General features: G+C 72.4%; 17 protein-coding genes. 13 read left to right on the top strand and 4 right to left on the bottom strand.

All coding sequences use genetic code 11. The features are described 5' to 3' along the window. Positions 1 to 52: 52 nt before the first annotated feature. From ACFZBD_RS23485 to rfbB, 3 genes are read right to left on the bottom strand one after another with little or no spacing between them, the layout of a single operon-like run. A complete protein-coding gene (locus ACFZBD_RS23485) occupies positions 53 to 1321 on the bottom strand; it encodes a lipopolysaccharide biosynthesis protein (RefSeq protein WP_391142624.1) in 1269 nt (422 codons plus the stop codon). Beyond that, positions 1318 to 2202: a dTDP-4-dehydrorhamnose reductase gene (gene rfbD / locus ACFZBD_RS23480; RefSeq protein ID WP_391142622.1), complete on the bottom strand. Its 885-nt coding sequence runs from the start codon at positions 2200 to 2202 to the stop codon at positions 1318 to 1320. Before rfbD ends, ACFZBD_RS23485 begins: the two co-directional genes overlap by 4 nt. Next, positions 2199 to 3188 carry a dTDP-glucose 4,6-dehydratase gene (gene rfbB, locus ACFZBD_RS23475; RefSeq protein WP_391142620.1) on the bottom strand — a complete coding sequence of 330 codons (990 nt, stop codon included), beginning with the start codon at positions 3186 to 3188 and terminating at the stop codon, positions 2199 to 2201. The genes rfbD and rfbB overlap by 4 nt, the downstream gene beginning before the upstream one ends. Before the next feature lie 103 nt (positions 3189 to 3291). On the opposite strand from rfbB, the gene rfbA reads away from it, so the two are divergent. The 8 genes from rfbA (at position 3292) to ACFZBD_RS23435 (ending at position 11181) form a co-directional block, all read left to right on the top strand. Beyond that, positions 3292 to 4161 (top strand): glucose-1-phosphate thymidylyltransferase RfbA, encoded by an 870-nt coding sequence (rfbA, locus tag ACFZBD_RS23470; protein ID WP_391142617.1) that lies wholly within the window; start codon positions 3292 to 3294, stop codon positions 4159 to 4161. 58 nt (positions 4162 to 4219) lie between these two features. Continuing rightward, complete coding sequence (rfbC, locus tag ACFZBD_RS23465; protein ID WP_391142614.1) at positions 4220 to 4828, top strand: dTDP-4-dehydrorhamnose 3,5-epimerase; 609 nt, start codon at positions 4220 to 4222, stop codon at positions 4826 to 4828. A 120-nt stretch (positions 4829 to 4948) separates the two neighbouring features. Continuing rightward, positions 4949 to 5926 carry a UDP-glucose 4-epimerase GalE gene (gene galE, locus ACFZBD_RS23460; protein ID WP_391142611.1) on the top strand — a complete coding sequence of 326 codons (978 nt, stop codon included), beginning with the start codon at positions 4949 to 4951 and terminating at the stop codon, positions 5924 to 5926. 176 nt (positions 5927 to 6102) lie between these two features. Continuing rightward, entirely contained in the window at positions 6103 to 7209 is a 1107-nt protein-coding gene (gene proB, locus ACFZBD_RS23455) for a glutamate 5-kinase (RefSeq protein ID WP_391143330.1), read from the top strand. A 161-nt stretch (positions 7210 to 7370) separates the two neighbouring features. After that, positions 7371 to 7868: a hypothetical protein gene (locus ACFZBD_RS23450; protein WP_391142609.1), complete on the top strand. Its 498-nt coding sequence runs from the start codon at positions 7371 to 7373 to the stop codon at positions 7866 to 7868. A gap of 87 nt (positions 7869 to 7955) precedes the next feature. Continuing rightward, complete coding sequence (locus ACFZBD_RS23445; protein WP_391142606.1) at positions 7956 to 9239, top strand: glutamate-5-semialdehyde dehydrogenase; 1284 nt, start codon at positions 7956 to 7958, stop codon at positions 9237 to 9239. A 147-nt stretch (positions 9240 to 9386) separates the two neighbouring features. Next, on the top strand, positions 9387 to 9977 hold the full coding sequence (locus ACFZBD_RS23440; protein WP_391142603.1) for a hypothetical protein: 591 nt from the start codon (positions 9387 to 9389) through the stop codon (positions 9975 to 9977). A 115-nt stretch (positions 9978 to 10092) separates the two neighbouring features. Beyond that, positions 10093 to 11181 (top strand): hypothetical protein, encoded by a 1089-nt coding sequence (locus ACFZBD_RS23435; RefSeq protein ID WP_391142600.1) that lies wholly within the window; start codon positions 10093 to 10095, stop codon positions 11179 to 11181. A 129-nt stretch (positions 11182 to 11310) separates the two neighbouring features. On the opposite strand, the gene ACFZBD_RS23430 is transcribed toward ACFZBD_RS23435, so the two are convergent. Next, on the bottom strand, positions 11311 to 12459 hold the full coding sequence (locus ACFZBD_RS23430; protein WP_391142598.1) for a M48 family metalloprotease: 1149 nt from the start codon (positions 12457 to 12459) through the stop codon (positions 11311 to 11313). Positions 12460 to 12662: 203 nt separating this feature from the next. On the opposite strand from ACFZBD_RS23430, the gene ACFZBD_RS23425 reads away from it, so the two are divergent. The 5 genes from ACFZBD_RS23425 (at position 12663) to ACFZBD_RS23405 (ending at position 16559) form a co-directional block, all read left to right on the top strand. Continuing rightward, positions 12663 to 12824: a hypothetical protein gene (locus tag ACFZBD_RS23425; RefSeq protein ID WP_391142595.1), complete on the top strand. Its 162-nt coding sequence runs from the start codon at positions 12663 to 12665 to the stop codon at positions 12822 to 12824. Between the two features lie 90 nt (positions 12825 to 12914). Continuing rightward, complete coding sequence (nadD, locus tag ACFZBD_RS23420; protein ID WP_391142592.1) at positions 12915 to 13535, top strand: nicotinate-nucleotide adenylyltransferase; 621 nt, start codon at positions 12915 to 12917, stop codon at positions 13533 to 13535. A 19-nt stretch (positions 13536 to 13554) separates the two neighbouring features. Beyond that, positions 13555 to 15357 (top strand): LytR C-terminal domain-containing protein, encoded by a 1803-nt coding sequence (locus tag ACFZBD_RS23415; protein ID WP_391142589.1) that lies wholly within the window; start codon positions 13555 to 13557, stop codon positions 15355 to 15357. Positions 15358 to 15471: 114 nt separating this feature from the next. After that, a complete protein-coding gene (gene rsfS / locus ACFZBD_RS23410; RefSeq protein WP_391142586.1) occupies positions 15472 to 15909 on the top strand; it encodes a ribosome silencing factor in 438 nt (145 codons plus the stop codon). Then, positions 15906 to 16559, top strand: coding sequence for a histidine phosphatase family protein (locus ACFZBD_RS23405; protein ID WP_391143327.1), 654 nt, complete (start codon positions 15906 to 15908; stop codon positions 16557 to 16559). Before rsfS ends, ACFZBD_RS23405 begins: the two co-directional genes overlap by 4 nt. Positions 16560 to 16566: the final 7 nt, after the last annotated feature.

The following is a 16566-nucleotide window of genomic DNA, read 5'->3' as shown; positions in this document are numbered from 1 at the left end:
AGTCCACTGTCCGCCGCGATGGTTACGGAGAGTGAGGGAATGGTGATCATTCCTATGAGTGCACCGAACGGTAGCCTACACGAGAGCGAAGGGCGAGAATCATGCTGGTGACGACCGCGAGCGACCCCACGGCGTAGGCGATCTCGACCCTCGTGCGCAGCTCGAGCGGACTGAGAGTGACCGCCACCAGGAAGACCGTCCCCACGATCCATGCCACCAGCTGCTGCCGTGCGCCACCGCTCGTGAGCAGTGCCTGCCCCAGCACCATGGCCAGCATGTACAGCGTCGTCCCGAGCGAGAGCCACGCGAAGTCCAGCGGTCCGAGGACGTCCGGCGCCCCGAAGAGGACGGGCAGCATGAGGGGCCCGAGGGCCACCGCGCACACCCCCCCGGCCACGCCCAGACCCGCGGTGATCGACGCCGCCCGCAGGAGCAGCCGCCGGTAACCCTGCGTGTCCCCCTCGGCGGCCGCCGAGGAGAGCCCCGCCAGCAGCGACACCTGGAAGGCGCCGAAGACGAAGAGCGGCACCCGGGCCAGCACCAGCGCCGAGAGCAGCGCCGTGACCAGCGCGTTGTCGTCCGTCGCGATCAGCTTCGTACTGATCACCGCGATGTTCACCAGGAGCTGGGCCAGCAGTGTCGAACCGACCAGCAGGCCCAGGTGCTCTATCAGCTCGCGCCAGTGCGCTGCGGAGCCCGGCCGGGCCCCCTGGAACACCGGCCGCAGCGTGACCAGCACCGCCAGCAGCGGGGCGACCGTCAGCACCGCCGCGAAGGCGAAGGACGAGCGGACGCCCGCCAGCGCCAGCGCCAGCGACATCACGATCCGCAGCCCGCCGTCGAGGCCGAGCTGGACGCCGTACGCCCGGAACCGGCCGAGTCCGGCCAGCACGCCACGGGTGACGTGCGCGAAGGCCAGCGCGGCGAAGGCACCGCCCAGGGCGTACACCAGGCCGATGTCACCGTGGAAGAAGAGGTCAGCGAGCCGCCGCCCGAAGAGCGACAGCGGCAGCAGCACCACCGCGAGCAGCCCGAAGGACAGCACCGCGCCCCGGCGCAGCACCGGCAGCGCTCCGTCGCCGGCCACCACCCGCGAGGCGACGACCCGGGTGATCTCCTGCTCGATCGGGAAGAACAGACCCAGGCCGATGGAGAAGACCACCGTCCACAGCACGGAGAAGCTCGCCATGTCGTCGACGGCGAGCGTGTGGCCCGCCGCCGCGAGATGGACGTAGCTGGCGATCCCGAGGACGGCGGTGCCCGCTCCGACGAAGGCCGTGCCCTGGGGCAGCGCCGTGGTGATGCGATCCAGCAGGCTCACACGCTCGGCCGTCCGCCGGAGGCCATGGCCCGCAGCGCCTCGGCGAGCTGGTCGCGCCAGTGCGGCTGCGCGGCGACGCCGGCCTCGGCCCACCGCTCGTGCGCGAGCACGCTGTACGAGGGGCGGCGCGCCGGCCGTACGAACTTCTCCGAGGTGGTCGGGTGCACCCGCTCCGGGTCCAGGCCGGACAGCTCGTACGCCGCCCGCGCCAGGTCGAACCAGGTCGCCGTGTCCGTCGCCGTGCCGTGGTAGACGCCGGCCGGGGCCTTGCCCGCCACCGCCGCCTCGCCCAGGTCCCGCAGCTGACGGGCGAGCGCGCGGGTCCAGGTCGGCTGGCCGCGCTGGTCGTCGACGACGTCGACGGTCTCGCGGGTCTCGGCGAGCCCCAGCATCGTGGAGACGAAGTTGCGGCCGTGCGCGCCGTACAGCCACGCCGTGCGCACCACGTAGCCGCGCTCGGGGAGCAGCTCGGTGACCGCCCGCTCGCCCGCCAGCTTGCTCCGGCCGTAGGCGTTCACCGGCGCGGTCGGGGCGTCGTGCGGGTAGGGCCGGTCGGCGTCCCCGGGGAAGACGTAGTCCGTGGAGACCTGGAGCAGCGCCGCGCCCTGCTCGGCGCAGGCCCCGGCGAGCACGCGGACGCCCTCGCCGTTGATCCGGGTCGCCGCCGCCTCGTCGGCCTCGGCGCCGTCGACATCGGTCCAGGCGGCCGCGTTGACCACGACGTCGTGCCCGGCGACCGCCGCGCGGACCGCCTCCGGGTCGGTGATGTCCAGCTCCCGGCGGGTCAGCGCGGTGACGGTGGCCGCCCCGCTCTCCCGCAGGACCTCGGTGAGGTCGCGGCCGAGCATCCCGGCCGCGCCCGTGATCAGCCAGCGCGTCATGCGGACAGCGCCGCCTTCGCCTTGAGCGGCTCCCACCAGGAGCGGTTCTCGCGGTACCAGGCGACGGTGTCGGCCAGGCCCTGCTCGAAGGTGACGAGCGGGGAGTAGCCCAGCTCCTCGTGGATCTTGGCGATCGAGAGGGAGTAGCGCAGATCGTGGCCCTTGCGGTCCTCGACGTGCTCGACCATGTCCCAGCCGGCGCCGCAGGCGTCGAGGAGCATGCCGGTCAGCTCCTTGTTGGTCACCTCGGTGCCGCCGCCGATGTGGTACACCTCACCCGCCCGGCCGCCGCGCAGCACCATCTCGATGCCCCGGCAGTGGTCGGACACGTGCAGCCAGTCGCGGATGTTCAGGCCCTCGCCGTAGAGCGGGACCTTCTTCCCGTCCAGCAGGTTCGTGGTGAACAGCGGGATCATCTTCTCGGGGAAGTGGTACTGCCCGTAGTTGTTGGAGCAGCGCGTGACGACGACGTCCATGCCGTGCGTGCGGTGGTACGAGAGCGCCAGCAGGTCCGAGCCGGCCTTGGAGGCGGAGTACGGGGAGTTCGGCGCGAGCGGCCAGTCCTCCGTCCACGAGCCCTCGGCGATGGAGCCGTAGACCTCGTCGGTGGAGACGTGCACGAAACGCCCGACGCCGTGACGCTTGGCGGCGTCCAGGAGCACCTGCGTACCCAGCACGTTCGTGGTGACGAACGGCGAGGAGTCCATGATCGAGCGGTCCACGTGGGACTCGGCGGCGAAGTGCACGACGGCGTCCTGGCCGCGCATCACGTCGTCGACGACTCCGGGGTCGCGGATGTCGCCGTGGACGAAGGTGTAACCCGCCTTGTCGGCCACCGGCGCGAGGTTCGCCTCGTTGCCCGAATAGGTCAGGTTGTCCAGGACCGTGACATGGGCGTTTTCGCCCGAGGGCAGTTCTCCGAGAAGGAGTGCCCGCACGAATTGAGAACCGATGAAGCCGGCGCCGCCGGTGACGAGAATCTTCATAAGGGGCGCCATTCTATGGTCTCCCCGTTGCCCGCCGTTCAGTGGCGGGTGTCACCGGTGCGGTGGCGGCGGGGACCCCGGGGCTGTCGTAGGCTGCGGGACCATGCGTGGAATTTTGCTTGCCGGTGGTACCGGCTCCCGGCTCTGGCCGATCACCCGAGCCGTGTCGAAGCAGCTGATGCCGGTCTTCGACAAGCCGATGATCTACTACCCGCTGTCGACCCTCGTGATGGCCGGCCTGCGGGACATCCTGGTCATCACCGGCCCGGAGGAGCGCCCGCAGTTCGAGCGGCTGCTCGGCGACGGCTCGGACTGGGGTCTGAACATCGAGTTCGCCACGCAGGACCGTCCCGCCGGCATCGCCGAGGCGTTCGTCATCGGCGAGGAGTTCATCGGCGACGAGCCCGTCGCGCTCATCCTCGGCGACAACATCTTCCACGGCGTCGGCCTCGGCCGGCAGCTGGCCGACTTCCAGCGTCCCGAGGGCGGTGTGGTCTTCGCCCACGCCGTCTCCGACCCGACCGCGTACGGCGTGGTGGACTTCGACGAGCAGGGCCGCGCCCGCTCCATCGAGGAGAAGCCCGCCCAGCCCAAGTCCCGCTACGCCGTCCCCGGCCTCTACTTCTACGACAGCCGTGTCGTGGAGGTCGCCAAGGGCCTCGAGCCGAGCGCCCGCGGCGAGCTGGAGATCACGGACGTCAACAAGTACTACCTCGACCGCGGGGAGCTCCAAGTCTCCGTCCTCGACCGGGGCACCGTCTGGCTCGACACCGGAACCTTCCAGTCCCTCGTCCAGGCCTCCGAGTTCGTGCGCGTCGTCGAGGAGCGCCAGGGCCTGAAGATCGGCTGCCTCGAAGAGGCCGCCTGGCGGGCCGGGTTCATCGACGACGACCAGCTGCGCGCCCTCGCGGAGCCGCTGACCAAGAGCGGTTACGGCGACTATCTCCTGAACCTGCTGACGTACGAGGCATAACCGCTCCGTATTCGAGGCGTCACCGCACGGATATCGCACCGATATAAGGACTTCCGTAATGAAGGTCAATCCCCTTGGCATCGAGGGTGCCTGGGAATTCGTCCCGCAGCAGCACGGGGACGCCCGCGGTCTCTTCCTGGAGTGGTACAAGGCGGACCGGCTCGCCGAGGCCGTGGGTCACCCGCTCGGACTGAAGCAGGCCAACATGTCGGTCTCGGCCGCCGGGGTCCTGCGCGGTATCCACTTCGCCGACGTCCCGCCCGGCCAGGCCAAGTACGTGACCTGCGTGCGCGGCGCCGTGCTCGACGTGATCGTCGACGTGCGGGTCGGCTCGCCGACCTTCGGCCAGTGGGAGGGCGTGCGCCTCGACGACCAGGAGCGCAACGCCGTCTACCTCTCCGAGGGCCTGGGCCACGGCTTCTGCGCCCTCACCGACGACGCGACCGTCGCCTACCTCTGCTCCGAGGGGTACGCCCCCGAGCGCGAGCGGACCGTCTACCCCCTCGACCCGGCGATCGGCATCGAGTGGCCGGTGACCGGCGAGCCCGAGCTGTCCGCCAAGGACGCGCAGGGTCCCACGCTCGCCGAGGCGCGCGAGGCCGGCATCCTGCCGGTCTACGAGGAGTGCCTGGCGTTCCGCCGCTCCCTCGGCACCACGGGCGCCTGAACCCGGCATCGGCACCGGTGCTCGCGCCGGTGTGCGACTGATCGGACGCGCGTACGACGACGGCCCGGAGGCCCCCGCAAGGGGCCCCCGGGCCGTTCGCGTCCGGGTTAGGCTGCCCGGATGACCTGGCTCATCACCGGCGGCGCCGGTTACATCGGTTCCCATGTCATCGCCTCCATGCGGGAGGCGGGCGAGCGGGTCGTCGTCGTGGACGACCTCAGCGGCGGGGACCCCGCCCGGGTCCCCGAGGACGTCCCGCTGGAGCGGGGCACCGTCCTCGACCGCCCCTTCCTCGACCGCGTCCTGCGCGAGCACGCCGTCCACGGCATCGTCCACCTCGCCGCGAAGAAGGCCGTCGGCGAATCCGTCGAGCGCCCCCTCTTCTACTACCACGAGAACGTGACGGGCCTTCAGGTCCTGCTGGCGGCCGCCGCCGACGCCGGCGTCCGCTCCTTCGTCTTCTCCTCCTCGGCCTCCGTCTACGGCACCCCCGACGTCGACCTCGTCACCGAGGAGACGCCGTGCCGCCCGCTGAGCCCGTACGGCGAGACCAAGCTCGCCGGCGAGTGGCTGGTCCGCGCCACCGGCCGCGCCCACGGCATGTCCACCGCCTGCCTGCGCTACTTCAACGTCGCCGGCGCCGCCGCGCCCGCCCTCGCCGACACCGGCGTCTTCAACCTCGTACCGATGGTCTTCGAGCGGCTCGCCGCCGGACTGCCGCCCCGGATCTTCGGCGACGACTACGCGACGCCCGACGGCACCTGCGTCCGGGACTACATCCACGTCGCCGACATCGCCGACGCCCACCTCGCCGTGGCCCGCCGGCTCGACGAGCGCGCCCGGGCCGGCTCCGGCGGCGACCTCACCCTCAACATCGGCAGCGGCGAGGGCGTCTCGGTCCGCGAGATGATCGACCTCATCGGCGAGGTCACCGGCCTCGACGCGACACCCGAGATCGTCGACCGCCGCCCCGGCGACCCCGCCAACGTCGTCGCCTCGGCCGAGCGGATCGCCGCGGAGCTGGGCTGGAAGGCCCGCCACGACGTCCGCTCCATGATCGCCTCCGCCTGGGAGAGCCGCGTCCACCCAGCGGAATAGCGGGGCGGGCGCCGACACCGCTCGCGTAGATTGCCTGGCAGCCGCGGCAGCACGCGTGCGGCGCGAACGGCGTACGGCGACGCGGTGACGCGCCGAGGCGGTGCGCGGCGGCCTCCGCGCGGCGCCGTGCGGAAAGACGAGTGAGGACGACGCAGGTGACAGTGGCAAGGCAGTTCGTGACGGAAGCCCGCAGGGTCGTCGTCAAGGTCGGTTCGTCCTCGCTGACCACCGCCTCGGGCGGCCTCGACGCCGACCGGGTCGACGCCCTCGTGGACGTCCTCGCCAAGGTCCGCGGCGGCGGCGAGAAGGAGGTCGTCCTCGTCTCCTCCGGCGCCATCGCCGCCGGCCTCGCCCCGCTCGGCCTCACCCGCCGCCCCAAGGACCTCGCCCGGCAGCAGGCCGCCGCCAGCGTCGGCCAGGGCCTCCTCGTCGCCCGCTACACCGCCTCCTTCGCCCGCTACGGCGTCCGCGTCGGCCAGGTGCTCCTTACCACCGACGACACCAGCCGCCGCGCCCACTACCGCAACGCCTACAGCACCCTGGACCAGCTCCTCGCCATGGGCGCCCTGCCGGTCGTCAACGAGAACGACACCGTCGCCACGGACGAGATCCGCTTCGGCGACAACGACCGGCTCGCCGCCCTCGTCGCCCACCTCGTCCGCGCCGACCTGCTGGTGCTGCTCTCCGACGTCGACGGGCTCTACGACGGCGACCCCGCCAAGCCCGGCACCTCCCGGATCGCCGAGGTCACCGGCCCGGCGGACATCGCCCACGTCGAGATCGGCTCGGCTGGCAAGGCGGGCGTCGGCACCGGCGGCATGGTCACCAAGGTCGAGGCGGCCCGGATCGCGGCCGCCGCCGGCATCCCCGTCGTCCTCACCTCCGCCAGCCGCGCCGCGGACGCCCTCGGCGGCCGTGACACCGGTACGTACTTCCACCGCACCGGCCGCCGCTCCGCCGACCGGCTGCTCTGGCTCGCCCACGCCTCCACCCCGCAGGGGTCCCTGACCCTCGACGACGGAGCCGTACGGGCCGTCGTCGAGGGCAAGAAATCGCTGCTGGCCGCCGGAGTCGCCGCCGTCGAGGGGGAGTTCACGGCCGGCGACCCGGTCGAACTGCGGGACACCGCCGGCCGGCCCGTCGCCCGCGGCCTGGTCAACTTCGACGCCAAGGAGATGCCCCGCATGCTGGGCCGCTCCACCCGCGAACTCGCCAAGGAGCTGGGACCGGAGTACGAACGGGAGGTCGTCCACCGCGACGACCTCGTCGTGGTCCGCCCCTGACGCAGTCGTGGGGATCCCGCGAGGAAACGGCCGAAAGTCCGGTCATCCCGTGGAGACCTTCACCAAAACCGCCCCACGTACCGCCCCGGGCTGGTCAACTTTGTCTCGGGGGCAAGACAAGGCGGGGTACAGCACCACACGCATCAAACAGGAGGCCGCCGGTGAGACGAGCGCGCCCAGGGGCAGTGCCCCGGGGGACGGCCGAACGCGCCCTGACGAGTGTCGAGGCCGGAGCCGACTTCGACGTGGAGGAGAACGGGACCGAGGTCCGGGGACCGGAGCAGACGACCCGCGAGACACGCGGCGAGGAGCGGGAGGTGTCCAAGCTCTGGCACATCACGCTCAGCGTCTCGGGCGCGCGGGCGCCGCTGAAGGAGGTCCGCCGGGGCCTGGAACAGCTGGCCCACGACCACCCCTTCCTGCTGACCAGCCGCTACGCCGACGACCACGCGGAGATCCGCTACTGGGAAGAGGCCCGTGACCTGCACGACGCGGCGGCCGTCGCGCTGCGGCTGTGGGGCGAACACCGGCAGAGTGCCAAGCTGCCGCCCTGGGAGATCGTCGGCCTGGAGGTCATCGACCGGGAGACCTACCACCAGCGGATCGCCGAGGGCTACGGCCCGCCGCCGGCCGCCCCGGTGGGCGTACACCCCTACTGACGCGGGTTTCGAGACAGGCGTCTCGGAGTACGGGACGAGGTCGGGAATCGTGAGGGATGTCCGCAGAGGTGCCAGTACCCTGCGGGCATGACCTCGCTCACGCCCCTCGACAATCTGTCCCCGGTCGCCCAGGCCGCCTACCGCGCCCGCTCCGCCGCCGCCGAAATCGCGCCACTTCCGCGCGCGGCGAAGGACGACGCCCTGCTGGCGATCGCGGACGCGCTCGAGGTCCGTACGGCCGAGATCGTCGAGGCCAACGCCGAGGACGTCACCCGCGCCCGCGAGGCCGGCACCAGCGAGTCCGTCATCGACCGGCTCACCCTCACCCCCGACCGCGTCCGGGCCATCGCCGCCGACGTCCGTGACGTGGCCGCCCTGCCCGACCCGGTCGGCGAGGTCGTGCGCGGCTCGACCCTGCCCAACGGCATCGACCTGCGCCAGGTCCGCGTCCCCCTCGGGGTCGTCGGCATCATCTACGAAGCCCGCCCCAACGTCACCGTCGACGCGGCCGCCCTCTGCCTGAAGTCCGGCAACGCCGTCCTGCTGCGCGGCTCGTCCTCGGCGTACTCCTCCAACACCGCCCTGGTGCGGGTCCTGCGCGACGCCGTCGGAGGAGCCGGACTGCCCGCCGACGCGATCCAGCTGGTGCCCGGCGAGTCCCGCGAGTCGGTACGGGAGCTGATGCGGGCCCGCGGCCTGGTCGACGTCCTGATCCCGCGCGGCGGCGCCTCCCTCATCCGCACGGTCGTCGAGGAGTCCACCGTCCCGGTCATCGAGACCGGCACCGGCAACTGCCACGTCTACGTCGACGCGCAGGCCGACCTCGACATGGCCGTCTCCATCCTGGTCAACTCCAAGGCGCAGCGGGTCAGCGTCTGCAACGCCGCCGAGACCCTCCTCGTCCACCGGGACATCGCCGAGGCCTTCCTGCCGCGCGCGCTCTCCGCGCTCGCCGAGGCCGGGGTCACCGTCCACGCCGACGAGCGGGTCCTCGCCCACGCCGAGGGCTCCAAGGCGACCGTCGTCCCGGCCACCACCGAGGACTGGGAGACCGAGTACCTCTCGTACGACATCGCCGCCGCCGTCGTCGACTCGCTGGACGCGGCCGTCGCCCACATCCGGCTGTGGTCCTCCGGTCACACCGAGGCGATCGTCACCACCTCGCAGGCCGCGGCCCGCCGCTTCACCCAGCTGGTCGACTCCACCACCGTCACCGTCAACACCTCCACCCGTTTCACCGACGGTGGTCAGTTCGGTTTCGGCGCGGAGATCGGGATCTCGACGCAGAAGCTGCACGCCCGGGGCCCGATGGGCCTGCCGGAGCTGACCTCCACGAAGTACATCGTCACCGGCGACGGTCACACGCGGTAACGCCGTTTTCCCTCGTCCGGTCCAGCGTCCGCGCCGCTCCCGCGGCGCCGGACGGGGGACGGCCGGGGGCCCCGGGTGAGCCGGACGGGCGGGCACACTTCGCATTCTCCCTGCCCAAAGCGACCTCCCGGGTCTACTCTGACAAACGTGCCGGACGACGTGGGGGGCAAGCCGTTCCCGGACGGCTGGGAGCCTGACGACGACCGCGGGGGCGCGGACGAGGACTACGCCACCGTGGTCTTCGACGAGGACTTCGTCCGGGCCGCCCGGGTCCACGAACCGACCGCCGTGGAGCGGCTGCTCGCGGCCGCCCAGGCGCGTGCCGAGGCCGAGGCCGCCCGGGCCAGGGCCGGCGGGCCCCCGGACGACCCGCACGGCGACGACCACCACCCCGACGGCCCCTACGGCGGGCGTCACGCCGACGGCTGGGACCTCGACCCACACGACGGACTCGACCCGTACGGCCCCCACGGCGGCGCCCTGCGCCCCTACCGCGGCAGCGCCCGCTGGCACCGCCCGGTCGCCTGGGTGCTCGCCCTCGTGATGGGCGTCGGGATGGTCGCCCTCGCCTTCACCGCCGTCTACCGCGGCGCCTCGGCCAACCGGCAGGACCAGGTCCCGGCTCCCGCCACGACCGGCATCGACAAGCCGCGCGCGGTGCCGCCCGCCGTCACGGCCCCCTCCGCGTCCGCCGCGTACTCCCCGCCTCCCGTACCGGCCACCACCCCCGCGGGCTGATGCGCGGGCCGGGTCCCGGCCCGGCCGAGGCACGCGAGAACCGGCGCCGGGAGGTTTGGCCACCCGGGGATCGGCTCGGCGTTTACCGAAGCCCCGTCGGACCTACTCTGAAGGTATGGCAGGGCATGGCGACCCGCCTGAGGGGCCGGTACCCGACCCCGGCGGTGGTGAGGACGAGTACCGATCCGTCGTCTTCGACGAGTCGTTCATCCGGGCTGCCCGACTCCAGGAGTACTCCGCCGAGGAGCGCATGGGCGAGCACGCCCTGGCGGTGCGCAGCCGCCCCGGCCGGCAGCCCAGGAGCGGCTCCCGCCAGGCCGTCCTGCTGGTGCTGCTGATCCTCCTGGCCTTCGGGACCGCCATCTACCTCGGCGTCCGCAACCCCTACATGCCCCCCGCCGACCAGCGGGCGGAACCCCTGCGGATCACCGTCGTGCCCCTGGCACCCGAGGGTGCGGTGCCCGGCGGCACGCCGGGCCGGCTCCTCGCCCGCAGCCCGGCCGCCCCGCACCGCACCGGCGCGGGCGGCATCACCTTCCCGGCGACCGGGCGCACCAGCCACTTCTCGGAGAGCCAGGTGGTGGCCGCCCTGAGCATCGCCAAGGACTACCTCGTGGCCTCCTCGATGGACCCGGACGTGCTCGGCGGCGTGACCGTACGGCCCGTGCGGCTGCTCCTGGACCCGGACCAGCTGGCGCAGTTCGACGAGAGCGTGGAGGCCTCCCGGGACGACGGGCGGCACGCGGTCGCGGGCTGGCTGGTGCGCTTCGACCCGGCGGAGGTGGCCCTGGCCGACCCGAGCACCCGGGTCGAGGGCACCCTCCGCTTCGCGGAGACGAACACGGACGTCCTGGAGGTGACCGCGGACCACACCTTCACCTACGCCCTGCGGCCCGCGGCCTCCGGGGCCGGGCCGACGGCCCCCGCCTCGCTCTTCACGGTCCACCGCGAGCTGCGGCTGCGCTTCGACCGCGAGGACCTGCGCATGCACCGCGCCGAGCTGCTGACCAGCGTCGTGCAGGCGGGCCCGCAGGCGTGCGCAGGCACCGACGCGGACGGGTCCCTGCGGCCCCTGCTCGCGGGCGAGCGGGCCCCCGACTCCGGCGGCCCCGCGGTCACCGATCCGTACGCCACGGGCCGGCCCGCCGTCTCGTCGCTGTGCGGCGCCCTGGACCCGAAGGCCCAGCCCGCACTCGAGCCCTGAGGGCCGAGCCCGGGGCCCTGAGCCGTGGCGCCCTGCGACCAGGGGCCAGCCGTGGACCCTGGACCCAGGGGCCTGAGCCCCGGCCCTGAGCCCCTGAGCCCCGGGCCGGGGCCCAGGGCCCAGGGCGGCTCAGCCCGCGCTCGGGGCCGCCTTTCCGGAGCCGTCCTCCCCGCCCGTACCGTCGGTGCCGTCCGTTCCGCCGGCGCCCGTGCCGTCGGCGCCGTCGCCCCGGGCGGCGCCGCCGCCGAAGCGGCTGCGGAACTTTCCGCCCAGGTCGCCCGCGAGGTCGCCCGCGCCGCCCGCGATGTCCCCGACCAGCTTCATCAGCGGGTCCTTGCTGGTGCGCACCGAGTCGGCGTAGTGCCCGGCCGACTCACGGAAGGAGTCGGTCACCGAGGTGTCCTTGTCCTCATCGCGCCGGGCGTAGTGCCCGTCCATGATCCGCTGGTGGTCGCGGGACTCCGACCACTTCTTCAGCTCGGCCGCGCGGACCGTGGTGAAGGGGTGCGAACGCGGCAGGACGTTCAGGATCTTCAGCACAGAGTCGCGCAGGTCACCGCCCTTTTCGTACTCGTCCGCCTGGGCGAGGAACGCGTCCACGTTCATCTCGTGCAGGTGGTTGCCGCCGGCGATCTTCATCAGTCCGCGCATCGAGGCCTGGAGGTCCTGGCCCACGAGCAGCCCCGCCCGGTCGGCCGACAGCTCCGACTTACGGAACCACTCCTTCAGCGCGGTCACGATCGCCGTGATCGCGATGTTCCCCAGCGGGATCCAGGCCACCTTCAGCGCCAGGCCGGTGAGGAAGAGCAGGATCGTGCGGTACACCGAGTGCCCGGAGAGGGCGTGGCCCACCTCGTGGCCCACGACGGCCCGCATCTCCTCCTCGTCGAGCAGCTCCACGAGGCCGGTGGTGACCACGATGATCGGCTCGTCCAGGCCGACGCACATCGCGTTCGGCCGCGGGTCCTGGGTGACGTACATCGGCGGGACCTTCTCCAGGTCCAGGATGTAACAGGCGTCCCTGAGCATGTCGTTCAGGTGCGTGAACTGGGCGTCGCTCACCCGCACGGAGTCGGAGAGGAAGAGCAGTCGCAGGCTGCGCTCCGGCAGCAGTCCGCTGAGCGCCTTGAAGACCGTGTCGAAGCCGGTCAGCCGGCGCAGGGCGACCAGCGCCGAGCGGTCCGCCGGATGCTCGTAGGCGCGTGAGGAGATGCCGGGGAAGCGCCTGCGCTGCCTGCTCGGCACGCTTCCGGCACGGTTGTCGGAGTTCTCTGTCATGGATGCCCCCTGTTCGTACGAGACCTTGCTCGTCCCCCGGACGGAGCCCAGCCTAGGGGGTGACGCGCGCCACCCGGGCCTGTGGATTCCGAGGCCGACGACAACAGCGCCAACGACTGAGTCGGCGTGAGCGTGCCCGGACCGCCCGCATACGATGTGGGCGAAGTCTCGCTCCCATCCCCGATCGATAGGTCCTGCCGAAGATGAGCCTCCACAGCACCGCCGCCAACCTGGTCACGCTCGCCGAGGGCGCCGAGCACGGCGGCAACCACGAAAGCCTCAGCCCCTACCTCACCGGTTTCGGCGCGTTCGGCGCGCTGATGCTGCTGCTGTGGATCACCACCCGGTTCAACCGCGACCGCTGAGCCGGACCGCCGAGCCGCGACCGACGAGCGGGGCCGGGGAACCGGACCGCGGATCGGGCCTTCGTCGCCGTGCCAGTAGGCTCTGCACGCATGGGAGAGCAGGAAGTGCCTACTGGCAGTCGCGGCAAGCGCCGACTCGGCGTGATGGGCGGGACGTTCGACCCGATCCACCACGGACACCTGGTGGCCGCCAGCGAGGTGGCCGCTCTGTTCCACCTCGACGAGGTGGTGTTCGTACCGACCGGGCAGCCGTGGCAGAAGAGCCACAAGGCCGTCTCGGCGGCCGAGGACCGCTATCTGATGACGGTCATCGCCACCGCGTCGAACCCGCAGTTCTCGGTCAGCCGGATCGACATCGACCGCGGCGGGCCGACGTACACCATCGACACCCTGCGGGACCTGCGCTCCCTCAACAGCGACGCGGACCTCTTCTTCATCACCGGGGCCGACGCGCTGTCGCAGATCCTCACCTGGCGTGACGCCGAGGAACTGTTCTCGCTCTCGCACTTCATCGGCGTCACCCGCCCGGGCCACGACCTCACGGACGACGGCCTGCCCAAGGGCGGGGTCTCGCTGGTCGAGATCCCCGCGCTCGCGATCTCCTCCACCGACTGCCGGGCGAGAGTCGCGCAGGGCGACCCGGTCTGGTACCTCGTGCCGGACGGTGTCGTGCGCTATATCGACAAGCGCCAGCTGTACCGCGGCGAGTGAGCCTCGGAGAGGGGCACCGGTGAACGATCAGCAGCATCCGTACGACCCGTACCAGCCGCAGCCGCAGATCATCGGCTACGACGAGTACGGACAGCCGGTGTACCAGCAGGTCCCGCCGCAGGCCGAGCAGTCGTACGACCCCTACGCCCAGCAGGGCTACGCCCAGGACCAGCAGCACCACGGCCGGCAGCAGTACGGCCAGGACCAGCAGCAGTACGGCGGGGAGCAGCAGGGCTACGGCTACGACGCCTACGGGCAGCCGGTGGCCCAGCCGTACGACCCGTACGCCCGCCAGGAGCAGCCGCAGCGGTACCAGGAGCAGCAGCCGGACTACGGCTACCCGCAGGCCGAGCCGCCGGCCGGCCCGCAGGCGTACGACACCGGCGGGCAGCCGCACGTCCCGCACCCGCAGGCCGGGCAGCAGACCGGGCAGCAGTGGGCCGTACGGGCCGAGCAGCCCGGCCCCGCCCCGGTGGCCGCCCCCGCCGGAGTCCCCGGGCAGCGCCCGGCGCCCGCCGACGACCGGGTCCCCGCCGACCGCGACGGCGACGAGCGCGAATACCGCACCGAGCAGTTCTCGTTCATCGAGGAGCCCGACGAGGACTCCGAAGACGTCATCGACTGGCTGAAATTCACCGAGAGCCGCTCGGAGCGTCGCGAGGAGGCCCGCCGCCGCGGCCGCAACCGGATCGTCGCCCTCGTCGTGGTCCTCGTCCTCGCCGCCGTCGGCGGCGTCGGCTACCTCTGGTCCGCGGGCAGGCTCCCCGGCACCTCCGGCGACGAGCAGCCGCGGAACGACGCCACCGGCCCGCAGAAGCGCGACGTGATCGTCGTCCACCTCCACGACACCAAGGGCGGCGGCACCTCCACCGCCCTGCTCGTGGACAACACCACGACCAAGCAGGGCACCACCGTCCTGCTGCCCAACGCCCTCTCGGTCGCCGACGACGAAGGCGCCACCACCACGCTCGGCAAGTCCGTCGAGGACGACGGCTCCAGCGGCACCCGCGAGGCGATCGGCAACCTCCTCGGCGCCCGGATCACCGGCACCTGGCGGCTCGACACGCCGTACCTGGAGAACCTGGTCGAGCTGGTCAGCAACATCGAGGTCACCACCGACGCGGAGGTGCCCGGCGCGAAGAAGGGCGACCCGCCGCTCGTCGCCAAGGGCGAGAACCAGACACTCAACGGCCGCGCCGCCGTCGCCTACGCCACCCACCGCGCGCCCGGCGAGGCCGAGGCCAAGCAGCTCCAGCGCTTCGGGCAGGTCCTGTACGGGGTGCTGCGGAAGATCTCCGACGACCCGAAGGCCGCCACCGTCACCGTCGAGACGCTCGCCCAGATCCTCGACCCCTCGCTGCCCGAGAAGGACCTCGGCGCCTCGCTCGCCAAGCTGGCCGAGCACGCCAAGGTCGGCGACCACAAGACGGCCCTGCTCCCGGTGGAGCAGGACGGCTCGCTCGGCGAGAGCGCCGCCGACAGCGTCGTCAAGGACATCCTCGGCGGAAAGGTCAGCGCCCCCGAGCAGGGCGCGGCGGCCCGCGTCGCGCTGCGCAACGGCACCGGCGAGGACGCCGCCACCGAGGCCGCCCGGATCGTCCTGATCAACGGAGGCTTCACCTACGCGGGCGGCTCCGGCACCGGGACCGAGGCGAAGTCGCAGGTCCTCTACGCGGACGACGCCCGAAAGGCGACCGCGGTCGAGGTCGCCAAGACCCTCGGCCTGCCGACCGGCGCGGTGAAGAAGGGCAAGACCGCCGGAAACGCCGAGGTCACCGTGGTGCTGGGAGAGGACTACAAGATCCCCGGCGCCGGCGACTGAGCCCGCGGGCGGCCCGCGAAGGCCGCCCGCGGGACGCCCGGCGTCGGGGATGCGGGGCTGTCGGCGGCACGTGAGACCCTTGAGGTGTCTCTGACCGCCGACGAAAGCCTGCTTGTGACCGCCACGGATCGCTCCATCGAGCTCGTCAACGCCGCCGCCCAGGCGGCGGCCGACCGGCTCGCGCACGACATCATCGCGTACGACGTCAGTGATGTGCTGTCGATCACCGACGCCTTCCTGCTCGCCTCCGCGCCCAACGACCGCCAGGTCAAGTCGATCGTCGACGAGATCGAGGAGCGCCTGAACAAGGAGCTCGGCGCCAAGCCGGTGCGCCGGGAGGGCGACCGCGACGCCCGCTGGATCCTCCTGGACTACGTCGACATCGTCGTCCACGTCCAGCACAGCGAGGAGCGGGTCTTCTACGCCCTGGAGCGGCTGTGGAAGGACTGCCCCGAGCTGTCCCTGCCCGAGGACGCGCTGCAGACGCGCGGCAAGGCCCAGGAGCACGCCCGGCTCACGGGCGCCGACGAAGCGGACGGTGAGCTGAGCTGAACGGCACCAAGGGCGGCAGGGGCCGCCGGATCGTCCTGTGGCGTCACGGCCAGACCTCCTGGAACCTGGAGCGCCGCTTCCAGGGCTCCACGGACATCGAGCTGACCGAGACCGGCGTCTCCCAGGCCCGCAGGTCCGCCCGGCTGCTCGCCTCGCTCAAGCCGGACGCGATCATCGCCTCCGACCTGAAGCGGGCGGCCGCCACCGCGGGGGAGCTGGCCTCCCTGACCGGACACACCATCGCGTACGACTCCGCCCTGCGCGAGACGTACGCGGGGGAGTGGCAGGGCCTGACCCACGACGAGATCGTGGCGCGCTACGGCGAGCAGTACGCCGCCTGGAAGCGCGGCGAGCCCGTGCGCCGGGGCGGCGGCGAGCTGGAGACCGAGGTGGCCGACCGGGCCGCGCCGGTGGTCCTGGAGCACGTCGACAAGCTGCCCGTCGACGGCACCCTCGTCGTGGTCAGCCACGGCGGCACGATCCGCACCACCATCGGCCGCCTCCTCGGCCTGGAGGCGCACCACTGGGAAAGCCTCGGCGGACTCTCCAACTGCTGCTGGTCCGTCCTGGGCGAGGGCGCCCGAGGCTGGCGCCTGATGGAGCACAACGCCGGCACGCTGCCCGAACCGGTCCTCGGCGACGACGACTGACCCACCG

Source organism: Streptomyces sp. NPDC008121 (assembly GCF_042957155.1).
Classification (GTDB): domain Bacteria; phylum Actinomycetota; class Actinomycetes; order Streptomycetales; family Streptomycetaceae; genus Streptomyces.
This window is presented reverse-complemented; position numbering and strand designations above follow the sequence as displayed.